This window comes from Salmonella sp. SAL04202, assembly GCF_046550775.1.
In the GTDB taxonomy this organism is placed as follows: Bacteria; Pseudomonadota; Gammaproteobacteria; order Enterobacterales; family Enterobacteriaceae; genus Salmonella; species Salmonella enterica.
Genome location: NZ_JBGDXK010000001.1, coordinates 491599 through 513163 on the forward strand (window position 1 = coordinate 491599; position 21565 = coordinate 513163).

21 protein-coding genes are annotated in these 21565 nt (G+C 51.4%); 10 read left to right on the top strand and 11 right to left on the bottom strand.

Translation table 11 applies throughout. From position 1 onward, the window contains the following. Positions 1 to 15 precede the first annotated feature (15 nt). Positions 16 to 735 (top strand): nicotinamide riboside transporter PnuC, encoded by a 720-nt coding sequence (gene pnuC / locus ACLJQJ_RS02425; RefSeq protein ID WP_000345373.1) that lies wholly within the window; start codon positions 16 to 18, stop codon positions 733 to 735. Here pnuC and zitB read toward each other — a convergent pair. Both zitB and ACLJQJ_RS02435 read right to left on the bottom strand, forming a co-directional pair. After that, positions 732 to 1670, bottom strand: coding sequence for a CDF family zinc transporter ZitB (gene zitB / locus ACLJQJ_RS02430; RefSeq protein ID WP_000951247.1), 939 nt, complete (start codon positions 1668 to 1670; stop codon positions 732 to 734). The genes pnuC and zitB overlap by 4 nt on opposite strands. A 110-nt stretch (positions 1671 to 1780) precedes the next feature. Beyond that, entirely contained in the window at positions 1781 to 2167 is a 387-nt protein-coding gene (locus ACLJQJ_RS02435; RefSeq protein ID WP_000784380.1) for a YbgS-like family protein, read from the bottom strand. Positions 2168 to 2486: 319 nt separating this feature from the next. Here ACLJQJ_RS02435 and aroG point away from each other — a divergent pair, with 319 nt between their 5' ends. Next, positions 2487 to 3539 carry a 3-deoxy-7-phosphoheptulonate synthase AroG gene (aroG, locus tag ACLJQJ_RS02440; RefSeq protein WP_001109234.1) on the top strand — a complete coding sequence of 351 codons (1053 nt, stop codon included), beginning with the start codon at positions 2487 to 2489 and terminating at the stop codon, positions 3537 to 3539. 93 nt (positions 3540 to 3632) lie between these two features. Here the strand turns inward: aroG and ACLJQJ_RS02445 are convergent, their stop codons facing one another. Then, a complete protein-coding gene (locus ACLJQJ_RS02445; protein WP_000970374.1) occupies positions 3633 to 4178 on the bottom strand; it encodes a FumA C-terminus/TtdB family hydratase beta subunit in 546 nt (181 codons plus the stop codon). Positions 4179 to 4192: 14 nt separating this feature from the next. Next, positions 4193 to 5038 carry a fumarate hydratase gene (locus ACLJQJ_RS02450; RefSeq protein ID WP_000086831.1) on the bottom strand — a complete coding sequence of 282 codons (846 nt, stop codon included), beginning with the start codon at positions 5036 to 5038 and terminating at the stop codon, positions 4193 to 4195. A gap of 129 nt (positions 5039 to 5167) precedes the next feature. Here ACLJQJ_RS02450 and ACLJQJ_RS02455 point away from each other — a divergent pair, with 129 nt between their 5' ends. Beyond that, positions 5168 to 6058, top strand: a complete 891-nt coding sequence (locus ACLJQJ_RS02455) for a LysR family transcriptional regulator (RefSeq protein ID WP_000405927.1) — start codon at positions 5168 to 5170, stop codon at positions 6056 to 6058. Here ACLJQJ_RS02455 and ACLJQJ_RS02460 read toward each other — a convergent pair whose 3' ends face one another. After that, a complete protein-coding gene (locus tag ACLJQJ_RS02460; RefSeq protein ID WP_077950923.1) occupies positions 6059 to 7042 on the bottom strand; it encodes a LysR family transcriptional regulator in 984 nt (327 codons plus the stop codon). It abuts the gene before it with no gap. A gap of 222 nt (positions 7043 to 7264) precedes the next feature. On the opposite strand from ACLJQJ_RS02460, the gene ACLJQJ_RS02465 reads away from it, so the two are divergent. The 7 genes from ACLJQJ_RS02465 (at position 7265) to ACLJQJ_RS02495 (ending at position 14985) form a co-directional block, all read left to right on the top strand. After that, positions 7265 to 8533 (top strand): SLC13 family permease, encoded by a 1269-nt coding sequence (locus ACLJQJ_RS02465; protein WP_000074129.1) that lies wholly within the window; start codon positions 7265 to 7267, stop codon positions 8531 to 8533. A gap of 49 nt (positions 8534 to 8582) precedes the next feature. Next, a complete protein-coding gene (locus ACLJQJ_RS02470; protein WP_001089087.1) occupies positions 8583 to 8831 on the top strand; it encodes an oxaloacetate decarboxylase subunit gamma in 249 nt (82 codons plus the stop codon). A gap of 15 nt (positions 8832 to 8846) precedes the next feature. Then, positions 8847 to 10619, top strand: a complete 1773-nt coding sequence (oadA, locus tag ACLJQJ_RS02475; RefSeq protein ID WP_108679500.1) for a sodium-extruding oxaloacetate decarboxylase subunit alpha — start codon at positions 8847 to 8849, stop codon at positions 10617 to 10619. 12 nt (positions 10620 to 10631) lie between these two features. Then, complete coding sequence (locus ACLJQJ_RS02480) at positions 10632 to 11933, top strand: oxalacetate decarboxylase subunit beta (protein ID WP_000444885.1); 1302 nt, start codon at positions 10632 to 10634, stop codon at positions 11931 to 11933. Positions 11934 to 12051: 118 nt separating this feature from the next. Continuing rightward, positions 12052 to 12750, top strand: coding sequence for a triphosphoribosyl-dephospho-CoA synthase (locus ACLJQJ_RS02485; RefSeq protein WP_001005993.1), 699 nt, complete (start codon positions 12052 to 12054; stop codon positions 12748 to 12750). A 379-nt stretch (positions 12751 to 13129) separates the two neighbouring features. Next, positions 13130 to 14209, top strand: coding sequence for a FecCD family ABC transporter permease (locus ACLJQJ_RS02490; RefSeq protein WP_023244999.1), 1080 nt, complete (start codon positions 13130 to 13132; stop codon positions 14207 to 14209). Further along, on the top strand, positions 14209 to 14985 hold the full coding sequence (locus ACLJQJ_RS02495) for an ABC transporter ATP-binding protein (RefSeq protein ID WP_063809662.1): 777 nt from the start codon (positions 14209 to 14211) through the stop codon (positions 14983 to 14985). Before ACLJQJ_RS02490 ends, ACLJQJ_RS02495 begins: the two co-directional genes overlap by 1 nt. Positions 14986 to 15075: 90 nt before the next feature. On the opposite strand, the gene gpmA is transcribed toward ACLJQJ_RS02495, so the two are convergent. The 6 genes from gpmA to ACLJQJ_RS02525 form a co-directional block, all read right to left on the bottom strand. Then, entirely contained in the window at positions 15076 to 15828 is a 753-nt protein-coding gene (gene gpmA, locus ACLJQJ_RS02500; protein WP_000301554.1) for a 2,3-diphosphoglycerate-dependent phosphoglycerate mutase, read from the bottom strand. A 223-nt stretch (positions 15829 to 16051) separates the two neighbouring features. Continuing rightward, positions 16052 to 17092: a galactose-1-epimerase gene (galM, locus tag ACLJQJ_RS02505; protein WP_000931428.1), complete on the bottom strand. Its 1041-nt coding sequence runs from the start codon at positions 17090 to 17092 to the stop codon at positions 16052 to 16054. After that, positions 17086 to 18234 (bottom strand): galactokinase, encoded by a 1149-nt coding sequence (gene galK / locus ACLJQJ_RS02510; protein WP_063809661.1) that lies wholly within the window; start codon positions 18232 to 18234, stop codon positions 17086 to 17088. The genes galM and galK overlap by 7 nt, the downstream gene beginning before the upstream one ends. 2 nt (positions 18235 to 18236) lie before the next feature. Continuing rightward, the gene (galT, locus tag ACLJQJ_RS02515) at positions 18237 to 19283 is read right to left on the bottom strand and encodes a galactose-1-phosphate uridylyltransferase (RefSeq protein WP_063809660.1); all 1047 of its coding nucleotides are present in this window, start codon (positions 19281 to 19283) and stop codon (positions 18237 to 18239) included. A gap of 10 nt (positions 19284 to 19293) precedes the next feature. Further along, entirely contained in the window at positions 19294 to 20310 is a 1017-nt protein-coding gene (galE, locus tag ACLJQJ_RS02520) for a UDP-glucose 4-epimerase GalE (protein ID WP_001265465.1), read from the bottom strand. 222 nt (positions 20311 to 20532) lie between these two features. Next, positions 20533 to 21441 (bottom strand): DUF2167 domain-containing protein, encoded by a 909-nt coding sequence (locus ACLJQJ_RS02525; RefSeq protein WP_000885512.1) that lies wholly within the window; start codon positions 21439 to 21441, stop codon positions 20533 to 20535. Positions 21442 to 21565: the final 124 nt, after the last annotated feature.

Sequence of the window (21565 nt, forward strand, 5' to 3'; positions counted from 1 at the left end):
TCTTTGGGGGAGAGAATGGATTTTTTTAGTACGCACAACATACTGATTCATATTCCGATTGGCGCTGGCGGGTACGATCTCTCGTGGATCGAAGCGGTAGGAACCATCGCCGGCCTGCTCTGTATTTGGCTTGCCAGTCTGGAGAAGATCAGCAACTACTTTTTTGGACTGGTTAACGTCACCCTGTTTGCGATTATTTTCTTTCAGATCCAGCTTTATGCCAGCCTGTTGCTGCAACTCTTTTTCTTTGCCGCCAATATTTATGGCTGGTATGCGTGGTCGCGGCAAACAAAGGATAATCAAGCCGAGCTTAAAATCCGCTGGCTGCCGTTGCCAAAAGCAATGGCATGGCTGGCGATATGTGTGATAGTTATCGGTTTGATGACGCGATATATCGATCCCGTATTCGCCGTCCTGACGCGCGTGGCCGTCGCCATTATGCAGATGCTGGGGTTACAGGTGACAATGCCTGTACTGCAACCGGACGCTTTCCCGTTCTGGGACTCTTGCATGATGGTGCTGTCTATCGCGGCGATGATTCTGATGACACGCAAATATGTCGAAAACTGGCTCCTGTGGGTGGTAATCAACGTGATCAGTGTGGTGATTTTTGCTTTGCAGGGCGTCTATGCGATGTCGCTGGAATATCTGATCCTGACATTTATCGCCGTGAACGGTAGCCGCCTGTGGATAAACAGCGCGCGGGAGCGAGGATCGCGCGCGCTTTCCCGTTAATGGTGATGAACATGCCCGGATGGCGTCTGATTCAGATGACAGTCCGGGCCGTGACACACTTGATATTCCATCTGAATCGTGGCGTGCGCAATATGGTATTCGTGCATCAGGAAATCCTGGATACGTTCCAGCAGCGCATCATGGTCGTGTGGCGGAATGACCTGAGCGTGCAATGTCATGATCGGTTTTTCGCCGACCATCCAGACATGCACATGGTGTACGTTGCGGACTTCGGGGATTTCCCGGCTTAAATGGCGCTGTAAGGCATTAATATCCAGCGAAACCGGCGCGCCTTCCAGCAATTCGTTGACGCTATCTTTTAACAAACGCCAGGCGCTGCGTAGCACCAGTACCGAAACCAGAATAGAGAGAATCGGGTCCGCTGGCGTCCAGCCCGTCCAGATAATGATCAGCGCGGCGACTATTGCGCCGACGGAACCCAGCAAATCGCCCATCACATGTAGCGCGGCAGCGCGCACGTTCAGGTTTTTTTCATCGCTTCCCCGATGGAGAATCCAGAACGCAAACAGGTTCGCCAGCAGACCCGCAACCGCAATCACCATCATCAGATTGCCCGCCACCGGACGTGGCGTGTAAAAGCGCTCTATCGCTTCCCAGACAATGAGAAGGGTAATGACCACCAACGCAATGGCATTCACAAAGGCCGCCAGTGTGGTGAGCCTTAGCCAGCCAAAAGTGTGGCGAACAGTCGGGGGGCGACGGGAAAATTGAACCGCCAGCAGCGCAAAGAGAAGGGCCGCCGCGTCGGTGAGCATATGTCCCGCATCCGCCAACAACGCCAGAGAGCCGGAGAGTATCCCGCCCACCACCTCAAGGAGCATAAATCCGGCAGTGACGATAAAGGCGAAAAGCAGGCGACGAGCATTATTATCTTTCGGCAGGTGTGAATCGGCATGAGAGTGTGAGTGCGCCATAACGTCATTCCTTTGTTATTCTCATCAATACTGTAGACATCATACTGATTTTTCGCTGACAAAATAAAAAGGAGAGCGAAAGCTCTCCCGTTATCAGACTTTTTTCTGCATTACTGTGTGGTACCGTCGGTTTTGGTATTCACGTCATTATTGACGCCATTACCGGTTTCCACTTTTTTATTAATATCCGGGCAGCGACCGTCTTTACACATGGTATTTTTATGCTCTTCATCCTTGGTCATTCCGTCATGATTCATGGTTGAACCGTCTGGATGCTGCATCGTGCTGTTAGTATTGCCGTTGGTATTGATGTCGTTGTTATTCACATCATTCGGCGCTACATTCTGGCGGGCGTCCGGGGCAACCTGACCGGCATTTGCCGCCGAGTTCGCCTGGCCATTACTGGATTGCGCGTTAGATTCAGCAGCTAACGCTGCGCCGCTGGCAAGGCCGAGGGTAGCGGTGAGTAAAAGCGTAGTCAGTTTTGTCATTTTCATAAGATGCTCCTGTTATGGTGGATATGTCGGATAACCTCTTCCAACAGTGCACGTGTCAGTCAAATCCTCAAATAAGGGATAAAAAACGTTCGCCGCCGCGGGTTAACGCAGCAGAGAATCTTGCAATAATTCATAAACAGAGTGGTTACAGTTAAAAAGTGTAGGTTAGATCCCATTTTTCGCTACATTTGTGCGTTTTTTTCCTGAATTCCAGGATTATTCCGTTCAAAGTGTAAAAGCCCGTTTACACTATTTAATTGAAGAGATAGATTGGAGGGATTGCATTCATTGGGATAAGCACGGCAACACTGGAATAAACATGAATTATCAGAACGACGATTTACGCATTAAAGAAATCAACGAGTTATTACCTCCGGTCGCGCTGCTGGAAAAGTTTCCCGCTACGGAAAATGCAGCGAATACCGTTGCTCACGCGCGCAAAGCCATCCATAAAATTCTCAAAGGCAATGACGATCGTCTGCTGGTGGTGATCGGTCCTTGTTCAATTCATGATCCGGCAGCGGCGAAAGAGTATGCCGCCCGTTTGCTGGCGCTACGCGATGAGCTTCAAGGCGAGCTTGAAATTGTCATGCGCGTCTATTTTGAGAAACCGCGTACCACCGTCGGCTGGAAAGGGCTGATTAACGATCCGCACATGGATAACAGCTTCCAGATTAACGACGGTCTGCGTATTGCGCGCAAACTGCTGCTGGATATTAACGACAGCGGCCTGCCTGCCGCCGGCGAATTCCTCGATATGATCACGCCGCAATATCTGGCCGATCTGATGAGCTGGGGCGCCATTGGCGCGCGGACTACTGAATCCCAGGTTCATCGCGAATTGGCGTCTGGCCTCTCTTGTCCGGTCGGTTTTAAAAATGGTACTGATGGCACGATTAAAGTCGCCATTGACGCCATCAACGCCGCCGGCGCGCCGCATTGCTTCCTCTCCGTCACTAAATGGGGTCATTCGGCGATTGTGAATACCAGCGGCAACGGCGACTGCCATATCATTCTGCGCGGAGGTAAAGCGCCAAACTATAGCGCGCAGCATGTTGCTGAGGTGAAAGAAGGCCTCACCAAAGCGGGACTGACGCCGCAGGTCATGATCGATTTCAGCCATGCCAACTCCTGTAAGCAATTTCAAAAGCAGATGGAGGTTTGCGCCGATGTCTGCCAGCAGATAGCGGGCGGTGAAAAAGCGATTATTGGCGTGATGGTAGAGAGTCATCTGGTAGAAGGAAACCAGAGTCTGGAAAGCGGTCAGCCGCTGACCTACGGTAAAAGCATTACTGACGCCTGTATTGGCTGGGAAGATACCGATGCGCTGCTTCGTCAGTTGTCGGCAGCGGTAAAAGCCCGTCGCGGCTAAGTTTATTTTCTATCCTGTGGTGAAGCGCAGGATAGAAAACATATCGGTCCGGTAACAGTCTACCGGACCGATATTGCCAATATTAATGTATTATTATTTGGCGTACTTAGGTACTTCCTGCTTCTGGAGAGTATTTCCTTCCGAATCAATTCCTACAATGACTCTATAGCGGTCAAAATATAACTTCTTAATGGATTCTGTTCCTAATTCTTCGTAGGCAACAATTTCTACTGATTTAACATGTTTTGTATTAATTGCAGACGCTCCTCCAATCCCGAGTAGCGAAACCCCACCGTATTTTTTACAAAGCTCAGCGACATAATCAGCACGATCGCCTTTGCCAAGAAACGCAGTTGCCCCTTGTTGAAACATCATTTCTACAAATGGGTCCATACGCGCGGCCGTTGTAGGACCGTTGGAGCCAATAGGTAAACCAGGTCTGGCAGGGCAGGGGCCAGCATAGTAAATCGTTTGGTTTTGAAAATCGACTGGTGATTTTTCTCCGTTACTAAGCGCTACTTCGATTTTTTTATGCGCGGCGTCACGGCAGGTGTAAGCAAATCCAGTGAGAAATAATATATCGCCGACCTTAAGAGTTTTCGCTTTCTCTTTAGTCAATGGTAATGTTAATTCCATCATAGCTTCTCCAGGTATTAAATGATTTCACTAGCGTGGCGGCTTGCATTACATTGGAAATTGATTGCGACTGGCAGTGCAGTGATATGGCAAGGATAGTAATCGACATGCACGCCTAACGCCGTAATACGCCCGCCCATACCTAAAGGGCCGATCCCTGTATTATTCACGGCCTCTAATAATTCAGCTTCGAGCTGGGCATAAAGTGGTTTAGCATTGAACTCACCAAGAGGGCGTAATAATGCTTTCTTCGCCATCCACGAACAGTGATCCATTGTACCGCCAACGCCGATACCAATAATATAAGGAGGGCATGGATTGCCTCCTACACGACGGACAGTTTCCAGAACAAAATCTTTTATACCATCAATACCATCGCCGGGAAGCAATGTTTTAAAAGTTCCCATATTTTCGCTACCGCCGCCCTTTGGCATAACGGTAATTGTCACTCGGTCACCATCAACAATTTCAGTATGTAAAATTGCAGGAGTATTATCATTAGTATTAATACGTTCTAATGGATCTGCAACCATGGATTTTCTTAAGTATCCATTTTCATAGCCCTGGCGAACACCCTGGTTCACCTGATCTTTAAGCGGCTTACCTTCCCAGCATACATGTTGTCCAATTTCCATTATAACGATACAAGTGCCGGTATCATGGCAGCATGCAAGTTGTTCTTTTTTTGCATACTCTCCATTATCAATTAATATCTTAATGGTTTCCTTGCCGATCTTTGACTCTTCTTTATCATATGCTTTACGAAAAGAACACATGAGATTATCATCCAGTTCATAACAAGCTTTTTTTACAAGTTTTTCGATAACCGGAATGATAATTTCTGTATTTAATATACGACTCATACTCCCTCCAGTGCTATGTTGCATTGTTTTATCCATTGATCACATTTTCATGATATTCGTATTCATTGTAGGAAGGAAATATGTTATTTTTATTAAATGATAAATTTTATTTATAGTAGTGAAAAATAGATGGAAATTAGACAATTAGAATATTTTGTAAGCGCTTCTTTGTTAGGTAACTTAACCAGAGTTGCTGAGCGGCATTTTGTTTCTCAACCTAATATCACCATTGCTATTAAGAAGTTAGAGACTGAATTAGGGGTGACATTATTTGATAGAAAGAAAAATAAACTTGTCCTTACTGAGGAGGGCATGTTTTTCTTACAAAAAATTGAACCTATCCTTATTGCGTTAAAAAATAGCGTAGCGGAAATGAAAGATTATCGTAATGAAAATGGTGGCATAGTAACTTTGGGGATCCCACCGATGATAAGTTTGTTTCTTTTTTCACCGCTCTTCAAGCATTTCCGGGAGATTTATCCAGAGATGGAACTCTCTCTTGTTGAAGAGGGGACTTTTGGTTTACATGATAAACTTTCTGCTGGAGAGCTGGATCTTGCTATTGTTATTATTAATGACTGTCCAAAAGAATTAGTTACGGTACCATTAATGACTCAGCAGCACGTGGTATGTATGTCAGATAAACATCCCCTGGCAAAAAAGGATAGTATCGATTGGGAAGATCTACAATATGAGCCATTGATACTAATGAAAAAAGATTCCTGGCATAGAAAAACGATTATTGAAGAATGTACAAAGCGAGGAATTCATACTCATATTTTTCTATCATCAAACAGGGTTCAAACCAACATAGATCTGGTTGCTAAAAATGAAGGAATTTCTTTCATTTTGGACGCTGTCGATCTTAAAGCCGAAAAAGTAATAACCAAGGCCATGACTGAGCCGACTTATGTTACGATTGGTTTGGCCTGGAAGAAAGATAAATATTTATCATATGCAACCAGAGCGTTAATTAAATTTATTGAGGATTATATTAAAGAACATTTTACAATTAAATAATTATATTTGTTCTTCAACAAAAATTTCCCATAGCTCTTCGGCATCTGGAGGCATTCTCTTGGCTGGTCTATAAAGTCTTATTTCTATGGGGACCCATAAATTGCTTTCTTTTTCCGCTGCAGTAACAATAGTTTTAGCCTCTATATCTTGCCTGGCAAGGCTTTGAGGTATCCAGGCAACACCATCGCCAGATCTGACCATTGCCAATAGTGTTGCTGCCAGATCGGCCACAAAGGCAACATTTATATTATGGGTAATTCTGTTAATAGACGCTGTATTTGCTATTATTCTTCCCAGACCTGATTGTGATGAAAAAGAAAGGTAAGGGAATTGAATCTTATTATTTATATTCCACAACGGTTTTAACGTTTCTGAGTCTGGTTTACTGAATGGAATTAATGTATCAAACCCAAGACGAATGTTCATAAAGTTATTTTTATTTAAATTTAGATGCATATGTGGGTGATGGTGACACAGCAAAAATTGTGAATCTCCCTGCCGCATCATTTTTTCGCACGCATTCAATGAGTCAGATAAAAGACGAAATGAACCAAATTTTGCAATTTTATCACTTTGTTTTAACAAATGTGGTACAAAAGAGAAAGACAAAGCATGCGTTGCTGAAAAAACAAGACTAGGTTGTTTATTACCTGCGGCCTCAAGGGTATCACTTTTCAATGTGTACAAGGAGTGGATCAGTTCGGGAAGCTGGTCTGTAAATACTTCTCCGGCTTTGGTAAGGGTGACTCCCCGTTTACTTCTTTCAAAAAGGGGCGTACCCACCCATTCTTCGAGAGATTGTATCCGACGACTAAATGCGGGTTGAGTCACATATCTTGAGGCAGACGCTTTTGAGAAATTCAACGTTTCTTTTAGAGCCAGACAGTCTTCGAGCCATGTTAGTTCGAGGTGATGCCGATATTGCATAAGCTGCAACCTTATTAGCATTGGATGAGTTTCATTTATATAAGTAGCATTATACACAGACAGATTTTAAGAGGAAATTATTTGATTAAACAGAAACAAAAGCAGTAAGAATATGTTATGCCTTTGTCGGGTAAGTGTTGTTATTTATGTGAGTGTATTCTTTCTCAATAGAAATTAATTAGATGTAATTTTAGTATAACATGTGATTTATGCTTGTTGCAGTTGTATTCATGACTGTAATGAGTTGTTTTTGTACCCTAATAATATAAGGACGTATACATGTCACCAGCGATTATTACTTTGTTGGTTTTAGTGGTTGCAATAATTATCTTTGTTAGCGATCGTCTTCCTATGGGATTAGTTGCATTTATGGTCCCAATGGCACTTTATTTTACCGGTGTTATCGATGCTAAGGATATTTTTGCTTCAATCGTAAATGCGAATGTTATTCTTATCGTCGCCATGTGTGTACTCGGTGCGGCATTTTTTAAAACAGGTTTGGCATGGCAATCAAGTAAAATTTTACTAAAATATGCTAAAACAGAAAGAAGCCTTAGTGTATTGATTTTTCTTATTGGTGGAGTTATGTCTGCCTTTGTTTCTAATAGCGGAACAGTTGCTGTGCTAATTCCTATTGTTTTAGGTATTGCCGCCAGTAGTCAGATTAAGCCTATTAAACTTCTTATGCCTCTGGTTTTTGGGGCAACAATCGGTGCTGACATTTCTATTATCGGTTCGCCAGGAAATCTGATTGCTAAAAATACTATTGAAACTTTTAGTAAGGGAAGTCTGTCGGTGCCATTTTTCGAATACGCTAAAATTGGTATTCCTTTGCTGATTGCATGCTCTATATTTCTCTATTTCTTCGGTTCAAAACTCATCGCAGATCGTGATGGAAATACACAATCTGATTCTCAAATGGATTATAGCCAAATTCCGGCCTGGCATAGAAATTTAACTTTAGCCGTTTTTATTCTGTCTATCGCTGGAATGGTGGCAACTGATTATATTAAGTTTCTGCCTCCAATGCATATTATTGCATGTTGTGCGGCTATTGTTCTTGTATTCGCTGGCGTTTTAACACAAAAGGAAACTTTTAATTCTTTTGAAACGCTAACTGTTTTCATGCTTGCGTTTATGATGCCTTTAGGTGCCGCGCTTAATTCTACTGGTGCTGGAGAAATGATTGCCAATGCCGTTATTTCAGTAACCGGAGATTCTGGCGTTATGATTATTATGGCGTCATTGTGGATACTTACATGGGCTTTGACTCAAGTAATGAGTAACACTGCAGCATGTACGTTGTTATGCCCGGTAGGATGGACTATCGCACAATCTATTGGCGCAGACCCTCGTGCAGTTGTTATTGCTGTTTTTATTGCGAGTAGTGTTGCTGTTTGTACCCCAATGGCTATTCCAGCAAACTCAATGATTATTGGCCCGGGGAATGTTAAATTTAAAGATTTCTTAAAACCCGGACTGGCGATTAGTTTGGTTTGTTTTATCGTTAGTATGATTTTACTACCGGTATTTTATCCCTTCTATTAATGCCTGATATTACTTTTCTATTTTAGATTATTAAATTTGAGACTTTATTATGAATAGTTCGGTGCTATTAGGTGAAGGCTTCACTCTGATGTTCCTCGGCATGGGGTTCGTGCTGGCGTTTCTGTTCCTGCTGATTTTCGCCATCCGCGGCATGTCCGCCGCCGTCAACCGTTTCTTCCCTGAACCGGTCCCGGTACCGAAGGCGGCACCTGCCGCCGCCGCGCCCGCTGACGACTTTGCCCGCCTCAAGCCGGTGATTGCCGCCGCTATCCACCACCATCGCCGCCTTAACCCTTAATTTACGGAGGAATCCATGACCATTGCCATTACCGACGTCGTCCTGCGTGACGCCCACCAGTCCCTGTTCGCCACCCGCCTGCGCCTTGACGATATGCTGCCGATTGCCGCTCAGCTCGACGACGTGGGCTACGGCTCCCTCGAATGCTGGGGCGGCGCCACCTTTGACGCCTGCATCCGCTTTCTCGGCGAGGACCCGTGGCTGCGCCTGCGCGAACTCAAAAAAGCCATGCCCAAAACCCCGCTGCAGATGCTGCTGCGCGGCCAGAACCTGCTCGGCTACCGCCACTACGCCGATGACGTGGTGGAACGCTTCGTCGAACGCGCGGTGAAAAACGGCATGGACGTGTTCCGCGTCTTCGACGCCATGAACGACCCGCGCAATATGAAAGCCGCACTGCAGGCGGTGCGCAGCCACGGCGCCCACGCCCAGGGCACACTCTCCTACACCACCAGCCCGGCGCACACGCTGCAGACCTGGCTGGATTTAACCGAACAGCTGCTGGAAACCGGCGTCGACTCGATTGCCATCAAGGATATGTCCGGCATTCTCACGCCGATGGCGGCGTATGAGCTGGTCAGCGAAATCAAAAAACGTTTTGAGGTGCGCCTGCACCTGCACTGTCATGCCACCACCGGGATGGCGGAGATGGCCCTGCTGAAGGCTATCGAGGCGGGCGTTGACGGCGTGGACACGGCGATTTCCTCCATGAGCGCCACCTACGGCCACCCGGCCACCGAAGCGCTGGTGGCGACGTTGGCAGGTACTGAGCACGACACCGGGCTGGATATCCTGAAGCTGGAGAGCATCGCCGCGTACTTCCGCGAGGTGCGCAAAAAGTATCACGCCTTTGAAGGCCAGCTGAAGGGCTACGACAGCCGTATTCTGGTGGCCCAGGTGCCGGGCGGCATGCTCACCAACCTCGAAAGCCAGCTGAAGCAGCAGAATGCGGCGGACAAACTCGACCAGGTGCTGGCGGAAATCCCCCGCGTGCGCGAGGACCTCGGCTTTATCCCGCTGGTGACCCCCACCTCGCAGATTGTCGGCACCCAGGCGGTGCTCAACGTGCTGACCGGCGAGCGCTACAAAACCATCGCCAAAGAAACCGCCGGCATTCTGAAAGGCGAATACGGCCACACCCCGGTGCCGGTGAACGCCGCGTTACAGGCCCGCGTGCTGGAAGGGGGCGCCCCGGTGACCTGCCGTCCGGCGGATTTACTCAAACCGGAACTGGCTGAACTGGAAGCGGACATCAGGCGCCAGGCGCAGGAGAAGGGCATTCAGCTTGCGGGAAACGCCATCGACGACGTGCTCACCGTGGCGCTGTTCCCGCAAATCGGCCTCAAATTCCTTGAGAACCGCAATAACCCGGCGGCGTTTGAGCCGGTACCGCAGGCGGAAGCCGCGCAGCCGGTGGCAAAAGCAGAGAAGCCTGCCGCCTCCGGTATCTACACCGTGGAAGTGGAAGGCAAAGCCTTTGTGGTGAAGGTCAGCGACGGCGGCGATATCAGCCAGCTGACGGCGGCTTCGTCTGCGCCGGTTCAGGCGGCATCCCCGGTTGCTCCGGCGGGCGCCGGCACCCCGGTCACCGCGCCGCTGGCGGGCAACATCTGGAAGGTGATTGCCGCTGAAGGCCAGAGCGTGGCCGAAGGCGATGTGCTGCTGATTCTGGAAGCCATGAAAATGGAAACCGAAATCCGCGCCGCACAGGCCGGTACGGTACGCGGCATCGCGGTGAAGTCCGGGGACGCGGTCTCCGTGGGCGACACCCTGATGACGCTGGCGTAACGGAGAACTGAAATGGAAAGTCTGAACGCCCTGCTTCAGGGCATGGGGCTGATGCACCTTGGCGCGGGCCAGGCCATCATGCTGCTGGTCAGCCTGCTGCTGCTGTGGCTGGCGATAGCGAAGAAGTTCGAGCCGTTGTTGCTGCTGCCGATTGGCTTCGGCGGGCTGCTCTCCAACATCCCGGAAGCGGGCATGGCGCTGACCGCGCTGGAGAGCCTGCTGGCGCATCACGACGCCGGGCAGCTGGCGGTGATTGCCGCGAAGCTTAACTGCGCGCCGGACGTGCACGCCATTAAAGAGGCATTAGCGCTGGCGCTGCCGTCGGTGCAGAGCCAGATGGAGAACCTGGCGGTGGACATGGGTTACACGCCGGGGGTGCTGGCGCTGTTCTATAAAGTGGCGATTGGCTCCGGCGTCGCGCCGCTGGTCATCTTTATGGGCGTGGGCGCGATGACCGACTTCGGCCCGCTGCTGGCCAACCCGCGCACCCTGCTGCTCGGCGCGGCGGCGCAGTTCGGTATCTTCGCCACCGTGCTGGGGGCGCTGACGCTGAACTACTTCGGCCTTATCAGCTTCACCCTGCCGCAGGCGGCGGCGATAGGCATCATCGGCGGCGCGGACGGCCCGACGGCGATTTATCTGTCGGGCAAGCTGGCCCCGGAGCTGCTGGGGGCCATCGCGGTGGCGGCGTACTCGTATATGGCGCTGGTGCCGTTAATCCAGCCGCCGATTATGCGCGCGCTGACCAGCGAGAAAGAGCGCAAAATCCGCATGGTGCAGCTGCGCACGGTGAGTAAGCGGGAAAAAATCCTCTTCCCGGTGGTGCTGTTACTGCTGGTGGCGCTGCTGCTGCCGGACGCCGCGCCGCTGCTGGGGATGTTCTGCTTTGGCAATCTGATGCGTGAAAGCGGCGTGGTGGAGCGTCTGAGCGACACGGTGCAGAACGGTCTGATTAATATCGTGACCATCTTCCTCGGACTGTCGGTGGGCGCGAAGCTGGTGGCGGACAAGTTCCTGCAGCCGCAGACGCTGGGCATTCTGCTGCTGGGTGTGATTGCGTTCGGTATCGGGACGGCGGCCGGGGTGCTGATGGCGAAGCTGCTGAACCTGTGCAGTAAGAACAAAATCAACCCGCTGATAGGTTCAGCCGGGGTGTCGGCGGTGCCGATGGCGGCCAGGGTGTCGAACAAGGTGGGCCTGGAGTCGGACGCGCAGAACTTCCTGCTGATGCACGCGATGGGGCCGAACGTGGCGGGGGTGATTGGCTCGGCGATAGCCGCCGGGGTGATGCTCAAGTACGTGCTGGCGATGTAAATCTGTTCCTTTCCCGGAGGCGGCGCGTTGCGCCTGTCCGGGCTACCGGATTGCATGGATCTGTAGCCCGAACAGATGCGCAGCATCGTCTCCCGGAATGTCCCATAAGGAGACTTTGATGAATGAAACCATAGCATTTCGTCCGGAAGGCCGGGCGTCGACAAAAGATGTGGTTGTCAATTACACGCTGGCGTCACTGGACGAGCTTGAACAACTGCACCCGGCGCTGAATCTGCTGGCGCACCCGTCAATCGTCCGTGGCAGCCATGATTTCTTTGTCCGTTGTTATGACGCGGGCGTACAGCATGCGCAGGCCGGGGCGGCTGAAACGGTAGCGGTTTTGCCTGATTCGCTGCCACAAGAACGGCAAAGGAGCGGGCTGCTGTGTGCCGCAGCAGGTCGTCTGGATGCCCTGCGCCAGCCGCTGACGCACAATCGTTTATGTGACCTGGCCAGTCAGTTCTGTGCTGGCATGGCAGATGTTGACAGCGAAACCCGCAGCGGTTTTTATACCGTGCGCAGCATATCGCTGCCGGTTTACCGGCGGCTGTTGCGGGATCAACATTCTCACGGTGTCTGCCTGCAGCAGGCTCTGCTGCACCTGCTGGCCTGGAAGAGCGATTCTCCCTGGGCGCGGCAGCAGGCGCAGCGGCTGCTCTGGCAGGGCGGCGTGCTGGGCGATAAAGGTGAGTTTGCGCTTATGACGCTGGATGATGAACTGCGGGAGCGCCAGATTGAGTGGCCCGGGCTATGGTCGCTGCTGGCCGTCACCGGGTTTCTGGCGAAATTCCCTGCCGGACCGATATTTGCTGACTGAAAAATGAGGACTGCTGACAATTATCTGTTGTGTTGGCATTTCTGCGAGAGGCAGCTAGCGCTTTGCCTGACTTACGAAATGAGAATATCAACAGATTACGTACTTTTTGTAGGTCCGTGGTTGGAACATTGCCACCTGGTTACACGTTGTCAGCAGCCTCAAGCGTGGATGGCTCCACGCTTTTTTTGTCTATGGAAAAACCCCAGCCAGGCCCTGTCTCTTGATCAGGAGATCTGATCAAGAGACAGGGCTATGCCGGAGGATGTTTATTGGAAACCGGTGAGATAGGCCACCGTGCCATCAATCGAAATATAAATAAATATATAACGAAATAATTCGGCGCTATAATTCTCCTCTGATTAATAACGTAGCCCGAACCATGACCTGTCAGGACAAATCACTTTTAGCCCCCGCTCTCGCTTCCACGCCCGTCATTCCACGCTATCGCCAGCTCATACGCAAACGGGCCGTGCTCATGTTAGCTATTGCGCTGGCGATGATGGCTTCACTGATGGTGGATGTAACCTGTGGGTCTTCTGGTTTACCGCTCAGTGCGCTGTGGCAGGCGCTTTTCCAGCCGGAAAAAGTGAATGCGGGCATACACGTTATTGTCTGGGATATCCGCTTACCCTATGCCCTGATGGCGCTGCTGGTAGGCATGGCGTTAGGGTTAGCGGGCGCCGAAATGCAAACCATTTTAAATAATCCGCTGGCGACGCCGTTTACCCTCGGCGTATCGTCCGCGGCGGCTTTTGGCGCTGCGCTGGCGATTGTGTTGGGGATCGGTATTCCCGGTATTCCTGCTGCCTGGTTTATCCCGGCCAATGCGTTCATCTTTGCGCTTTTATCCGCGTTACTCCTGGACGGTATTACCCGTTGGACAGGCGTCGCCGCATCCGGAGTGGTATTGTTCGGTATTGCGCTGGTATTCACCTTTAACGCGTTGGTCGCCATTATGCAGTTTGTGGCTGATGAAGATACGCTGCAGGGGCTGGTATTCTGGACGATGGGGAGCCTGGTCCGCGCGTCGTGGGAAAAATTGGGCGTACTGGCCGTGGTGTTTATTGCTGTGCTTTTTTGCGCGTTACGAAGCGCCTGGCAACTCACGGCATTACGTCTGGGCGAAGAGAGGGCGATGAGCTTTGGGATTCATGTCCGCCGTTTACGCCTGCTGTCATTGTTGCGTATCAGCTTGTTATCAGCGCTGGCGGTAGCTTTCGTCGGGCCGATTGGTTTTATTGGTCTCGTTGCGCCGCATATTGCGCGAATACTTTTGGGGGAAGATCACCGTTTCTACCTTCCGGGCAGCGTGCTGATAGGCGGGCTGGTGTTATCGCTGGCCTCTATTGCGGCGAAAAATAGTATTCCGGGCGTCATGGTGCCGGTGGGGATTGTCACCTCGCTGGTCGGGGTTCCGTTCTTTTTAAGCATTGTATTGCGACATCGGGGGAGTCTCTGATGCGCGGGTTAATGCTCCGCTCATTTAGCGCCGGCTATTCCACTCAGCCGGTTATTGCAGATCTCAACGTTCCCTTACTGCCGCGCGGGAAAATTACCATTTTGCTGGGGCCGAACGGCTGTGGTAAATCGACGTTACTACGTTCGCTGGCCGGGCTGAATAACGCCGACGGCGAGGCGCTGCTTGATGGCGAAGATCTCATGTCGTTATCGTTTGCCGAGCGGGCGCAGAAAGTTGTATTTTTGCCGCAGTCATTACCGCAGGGTGTACATCTGCATGTACTGGAGTCGATTATCGTGGTACTGCGGGCATCAGGCGGCAGAGACAATGCGCAGGGCAGAGCGCAGATACTGGCTATCCTTGAGCAATTGGGCATAACGCATCTGGCGTTGCAGTATCTCGACCAGCTTTCCGGCGGTCAGCGGCAGTTAGTGGGTCTGGCGCAATCGCTGATTCGTCGCCCTGAACTTCTGTTGCTGGATGAGCCGCTCAGCGCGCTGGATTTAAACTATCAGTTTCACGTAATGGATCTCGTGCGTCGGGATACCCAGGCGCAAAATAGGGTGACGATAGTCGTGGCGCATGACATTAATATTGCACTGCGTCATGGTGACCATGTCCTGATGCTAAAAGACGGCAGGCTGGTCGCCAGCGGCGCGCCGGAGACGGTGATTACTGCGGAGCGTCTGGCTGAAGTGTACCGGGTACGAGGACGCGTGGAGCGCTGTTCGCAGGGGAAATTGCAGATGGTGCTGGACGGCGTGATCGCTGTTTAAGACATATTGCCTGATGGCGCTGCGCTTATCCGGCCTACCCATTGCTCGTAGGCCGGATAAGGCAGTTATATCGCCATCCGGCAAAGGTGATTACTTCGCTTTACCCTGATTCGCCACGGCAGCCGCTTTCGCGGCGATTTCGTCAGCGTTGCCCAGATAGTAATGTTTGATCGGCTTGAAGTTTTCGTCGAACTCATACACCAGCGGCACGCCGGTCGGGATGTTTAACTCAAGGATCTCATCTTCACTCATGTTATCCAGGTATTTCACCAGCGCACGCAATGAGTTACCGTGAGCGGCGATGATCACGCGCTCACCGCTCTTCATACGCGGCAGGATGGTGTCGTTCCAGTAAGGAATAACGCGGTCGATGGTCAGCGCCAGACTTTCGGTCAACGGCAGCTCTTTCTCGCTCAGTTTGGCATAACGTGGATCGTGACCCGGATAACGCTCATCATCTTTGGTCAGTTCCGGCGGCGTCACGGCAAAACCGCGGCGCCACTGCTTAACCTGCTCGTCACCATATTTTTCTGCCGTTTCCGCTTTATTCAGCCCCTGCAACGCGCCATAGTGACGTTCATTGAGTTTCCAGGATTTTTCCACCGGTAGCCACGCCTGATCCAGTTCATCCAGTACGTTCCACAGCGTATGGATAGCGCGTTTCAGTACGGAAGTGTAGGCAAAATCAAAGCTGAAACCTTCTTCTTTTAGCAGTTTACCCGCTGCTTTTGCTTCGCTTACGCCTTTTTCAGACAGGTCAACATCATACCAGCCGGTGAAACGGTTCTCTTTGTTCCATTGACTTTCACCGTGACGTACCAGAACCAGCTTAGTTACAGCCATACTCTCACTCCTATAAATCATATGTAATGATAATAATTCTCATTATATTGCCGCGAGGTGTTGGCGGCAATGCTTACGCATAACCATAGCGAAAATAGTGGCGCAGTGTAAGGTTCTTGTGAACTCAGAGTTGCGATTTTGTCTTTAAGTGGTGGAGGTTTGAGCAGGGCAATGGCGCGTAGGCCCGATAAGCTTGCGTCATCGGGCATGTAGCGGCATATCGTTAGAACGGAATAAACTGATACTCGGTCAGGCTGGCGTACTCCTCGCCAGGGCGAAGGATACAGTCAGGCTGCGGCCATTCAGGATGATTCGGGCTGTCCGGCAGCAGTTCGCTTTCCAGCGCCAGCCCTTGCCAGTCGGCATAAGGTTCTGGTCCGCGGGAAGGTGTACCCGCCAGATAATTGCCGGAATAAAACTGTAGCGCCGGGGCGGTGGTGTAAACCATCATTTGTAGCTTTCCATCCTGTGACCACAGACGGGCCGCCGGCTTTTTGCCATCACCCTGCGTCTGTAGCAGGAAAGCATGATCGTAGCCTTTAACCTTGCGCTGATCGTCATCGGCGAGAAATTCACTGGCAATGACTTTTGGCATCCGGAAGTCAAACGAGGTATTGGCTACCGATTTTAGCCCCTGGCGTGGAATACCGGATTCATCTACCGGCAGATACTCATCCGCCAGAATTTGCAGCTTATGCTGGCGCACGTCGGTCCGATCGCCGTCCAGATTAAAATAGACGTGGTTGGTCAAATTCACCGGACAGGGCTTATCGACCGTTGCCCGGTAAGTGATGGAGATTCTATTGTCATCGGTCAGACGATATTGCGCCGTGGCGCAAAGATGGCCAGGAAAGCCCTGGTCGCCGTCATCAGAGGTGAGCGCGAATAATACCTGGCGATCGTTCTGGTTCACAATTTGCCAGCGGCGCTTGTCAAAGCCTTCCGGTCCGCCGTGTAGCTGGTTCTCGCCCTGGCTTGGGCTTAACTGTACGGTTTCGCCGGCAAACGTATAACGGCTATTGGCGATACGGTTCGCGTAACGGCCAATAGAGGCGCCGAGGAATGACGTCTGTTCAGGGTAGTGTTCCGGGCTGGCGCAGCCCAGCAATGCTTCCCGAACGCTGCCGTCAGACAGCGGAATACGGGCGGAAAGAAGAGTGGCTCCCCAGTCCATCAGCGTTACCACCATCCCTGCGCTATTGCGCAGGGTTAGCAGGCGGTACGGTTGACCATCGGGGGCCAGTGCGGGCGTTTCATTTAGCACTGTCCTGCTCCTTGTGACGGTTTGCATACATAAAAGGTTTCTTTGATTCCGGTTTTCGCTTCGTACTGTTGCGCAACGGCCTGCCGAACAGCGGGAACCAGATCTTCCGGGATCAGTGCGACAACACAGCCGCCGAAGCCGCCGCCGGTCATGCGCACGCCGCCTTGATCGCCGATGGTCGCTTTGACAATGTCTACCAGCGTGTCTATCTGCGGGACGGTAATTTCGAAATCATCGCGCATTGAGGCATGGGACTCCGCCATCAGTTGGCCCATACGTTGCAAATCACCTTTCTCCAGCGCGCTTGCCGCTTCAACGGTGCGCGCATTTTCGCTCAATACATGGCGAACGCGTTTTGCGACTACCGGGTCCAGTTCGCTGGCAACGGCATTGAACGCCTCAAGGCTGACATCGCGCAGGGCCGGCTGCTGGAAGAAACGGGTGCCGGTTTCGCACTGTTCACGGCGGGTATTATACTCGCTGCCCACCAGCGTGCGCTTAAAGTTACTGTTGATGATCACCACTGCGACACCTTTCGGCATGGAAACCGCTTTGGCGCCGAGCGTACGGCAATCAATCAGCAACGCATGATCTTTTTTGCCGAGCGCAGAGATGAGCTGATCCATAATGCCGCAGTTACAGCCGACAAACTGGTTCTCGGCCTCTTGTCCGTTGAGCGCAATTTGCGCGCCGTCCAGCGGCAGGTGATAAAGCTGCTGGAAGACGGTGCCCACCGCCACTTCCAGCGAGGCGGAGGAGCTTAACCCGGCGCCCTGCGGCACATTGCCGCTGATGACCATATCCACGCCGCCAAACGCGTTGTTACGCTGTTGCAGGTGTTTCACTACGCCGCGCACATAGTTAGACCACTGCTGGCTATCGTGGGTCACGATCGGCGCATCCAGTGAAAATTCGTCCACCTGATTGTCGTAATCGGCGGCAATCACCCGTACGGTACGATCGTCGCGCGGCGCACAGCTAATTACGGTCTGGTAATCGATAGCGCAGGGCAGAACGAAACCATCATTGTAATCAGTATGCTCGCCGATCAGGTTGACGCGGCCTGGCGCCTGAATCGTGTGGGTGGCAGGGTAGCCGAAAATTTCAGCAAACAGCGCGCGCGTTTTCTCTTTCAGATTCATTTTTATACTCCGGATTCGCGAAAATGGATGTCGCTGACCGCGCGCAGGCGTTCAGCCGCTTGTTCTGCGGTTAAATCACGCTGGGTTTCCGCCAGCATTTCATAGCCGACCATAAATTTACGGACGGTCGCAGAGCGCAGCAGCGGCGGGTAAAAGTGTGCGTGCAACTGCCAGTGTGCGTTTTCTTCACCGTTAAACGGCGCGCCGTGCCAGCCCATTGAGTAGGGGAAGGAACACTGAAACAGGTTGTCATAACGACTGGTCAGCTTTTTCAACGCCAGCGCCAGAGAGTCGCGCTGCTCGTCGCTTAAATCGGTAATGCGCAGGGCATGCGTTTTGGGTAACAGTAGCGTTTCGAACGGCCACGCCGCCCAGTAAGGCACCACCGCCAGCCAGTGTTCGGTTTCGACCACGGTGCGGCTGCCGTCCGCCAGTTCCCGCTGGACATAATCCACCAGCATTGGCGAGCGCTGTTCGGCGAAATAGGCTTTTTGTAAACGATCTTCGCGTTCGGCCTCATTCGGCAGGAAGCTGTTGGCCCAGACCTGGCCATGCGGATGCGGGTTCGAACAGCCCATCGCCGCGCCTTTATTTTCAAAGACCTGCACCCACGGATAGGTTTTGCCTAACTCGGCGGTCTGCGTTTGCCAGGTTCTGACGATTTCCGTCAGCGCGGGCAGGCTCAACTCCGGCAGCGTTTTACTGTGATCGGGAGAAAAACAGATCACGCGGCTGGTGCCGCGCGCGCTCTGACAGCGCATCAGCGGATCGTGGCTGTCCGGCGCATCCGGCGTGTCGGCCATCAGCGCCGCGAAATCGTTAGTAAAGACGTAAGTCCCTTTGTAATCGGGATTTTTATCGCCAGTGACACGCGTATTGCCCGCACACAAGAAGCAGTCCGGGTCGTGGGCCGGCAGCATTTGCTGAGACTGCGTTTCCTGCGCCCCCTGCCAGGGGCGTTTTGCGCGATGCGGCGAAACCAGAACCCACTGGCCGGTAAGCGGGTTATAACGGCGATGCGGATGATCGATGGGATTAAATGGGGTCATAACAACGTCCTTAATCTGGGTATCCCTGCGGATGGCGTGACTGCCAGTGCCAGGTGTCCTGCGCCATTTCGTCAAGCGTGCGGGTGACGCGCCAGTTCAGCTCGCGATCGGCTTTGCTGGCATCTGCCCAATACGCCGGGAGATCGCCGTCGCGACGCGGCGCGAAGTGGTAATTAATGGGTTTGCCGCAGGCTTTACTAAAGGCGTTGACCACATCCAGGACGCTACTGCCGACACCCGCGCCGAGGTTATAAATATGTACGCCGGATTTGTCCGCCAGTTTTTCCATCGCCACGACGTGCCCGTCGGCTAAGTCCATAACGTGAATGTAATCGCGTACGCCGGTGCCATCCTCGGTCGGGTAATCGTTGCCGAAAACGGCGAGCGATTCGCGACGACCCACGGCGACCTGGGCGATATAGGGCATCAGGTTATTCGGAATACCTTGCGGATCTTCTCCCATGTCGCCCGACGGGTGCGCGCCGACCGGGTTGAAATAACGCAGCAGCGCAATACTCCACTCCGGCTGGGCTTTTTGCAGATCGGTGAGGATCTGTTCTACCATCAATTTACTTTTGCCGTAGGGGCTTTGCGGCGTGCCGGTAGGAAAACTTTCGACGTAAGGAATTTTGGGCTGATCGCCATAAACGGTGGCGGAGGAGCTAAAAATAAGGTTTTTAACGTTGGCCGCACGCATGGCGCTGACCAACCGCAGCGTACCGTTGACATTGTTGTCATAGTACTCCAGCGGCCTGGCGACCGATTCGCCGACGGCTTTCAGGCCGGCAAAGTGAATCACGGTATCAATCGCGTGATCGTGCAGAATTTCGGTTATAAGCGCTTCGTTGCGAATATCGCCTTCGACAAAGGTCGGGTGCTTACCGCCCAGACGTTCAATAACGGGCAGCACGCTGCGCTTGCTGTTGCAGAGGTTATCGAGGATGACGACGTCATGACCATTTTGCAGCAATTGTACGCAGGTATGACTTCCAATGTAACCGCTACCACCTGTAACCAATACTCTCATAATTCGCTCCGTTAAGCCTATAGTATGGAATAACCATAGCATAACAAAGATGCGAAAAGTGTGACATGTAATAAATTAGTGGAATCGTTTACACACTGGTGATTTTACGCATTTATATCAATTAAATGATTACAAATCATCTGGCTTGAGAATGCTTCTGCTTTTTATCCGAAAAAAAGGCGCGTTACGCGCCTGGGAATGAAACGGACGGGGCAGGAGCTGTCAGTCTTTTTTACGCGAGAGTAGCTTCCTGGCGAGCGCCCCGACAGCGACGACGCCGATGGCGGTCACTTTCCAGAATTTAAGTAACGCGATACCGAGCATAGCAAGCAGTCCTACTTTCTTGGCCGCGATACCGCCAATCAGCGCGGCGAGCCCATACTCCGCTATTTTGTCCGTTGATTCGTTGAAGTCAGCGTAGCGTTGTCCAGCGTTGAACTTGACGGAACTGAGAATTCTTTTCGCCAGAGGGATTTCGTGGTCAACAGAACCTCTGTCGGTCACCAGATTTAAAGAAAAATAGCCTTCACGTCCCAGCAGATAGGTGTTGTAGTTCACGCCTTGTTCATTCAGTGGTTCGTTGGTGCCGATATCATGGATGGCGGCGGACCAGATCAGACGATGATTGGTTGCATCGTAGGTAGGCTTCTCGATCCAGCCAATAATTTCTATCGGCTCAATGCCTTTTGCAATACGATCTTTATTCGCTTCTTTTGTGCCTTTGCGCAGGTTATCCATTAATTCATCGGCATCCCAATTTTTTGCATCATCATCTTTTACATAACCAGAATCATCATATTCGATAGAAATAAATCCATTCATTTCCTTTTTAAATACGAGACCGTAAAAATATTCATCGTCAACATAGTTACCAATTTCACGCATAAATACCGCCGCTTCTTTTGCGGGTATCCAGGTAAATCCTTCCGGTAGATTAAGCGTGGCTTTGTCACCTAAACTAATCTTTGTCGGACCCGCAACGGCGGCGCGGCTCATGCCTTCAACAGCGACCTCAACGGCGGTTTTACGCGCTTCCTGCGCAGCGGTCGGCTTTTGCTCAGCATAACTGCTGGGGCAAAATAAAATAGCTGCCAGTAAAAATAGTATTATTTGTGGAAAACGAAAAGCCATAATGAATCCCTTATATTCACATACGACATCATTGTCGAAAATTTCAGGATTATTATGACAATGAGGCGGTCAGCGATTCAAGAGATAGTAAGCTTATCGACCGTTATTATTATTCTTAATAAAA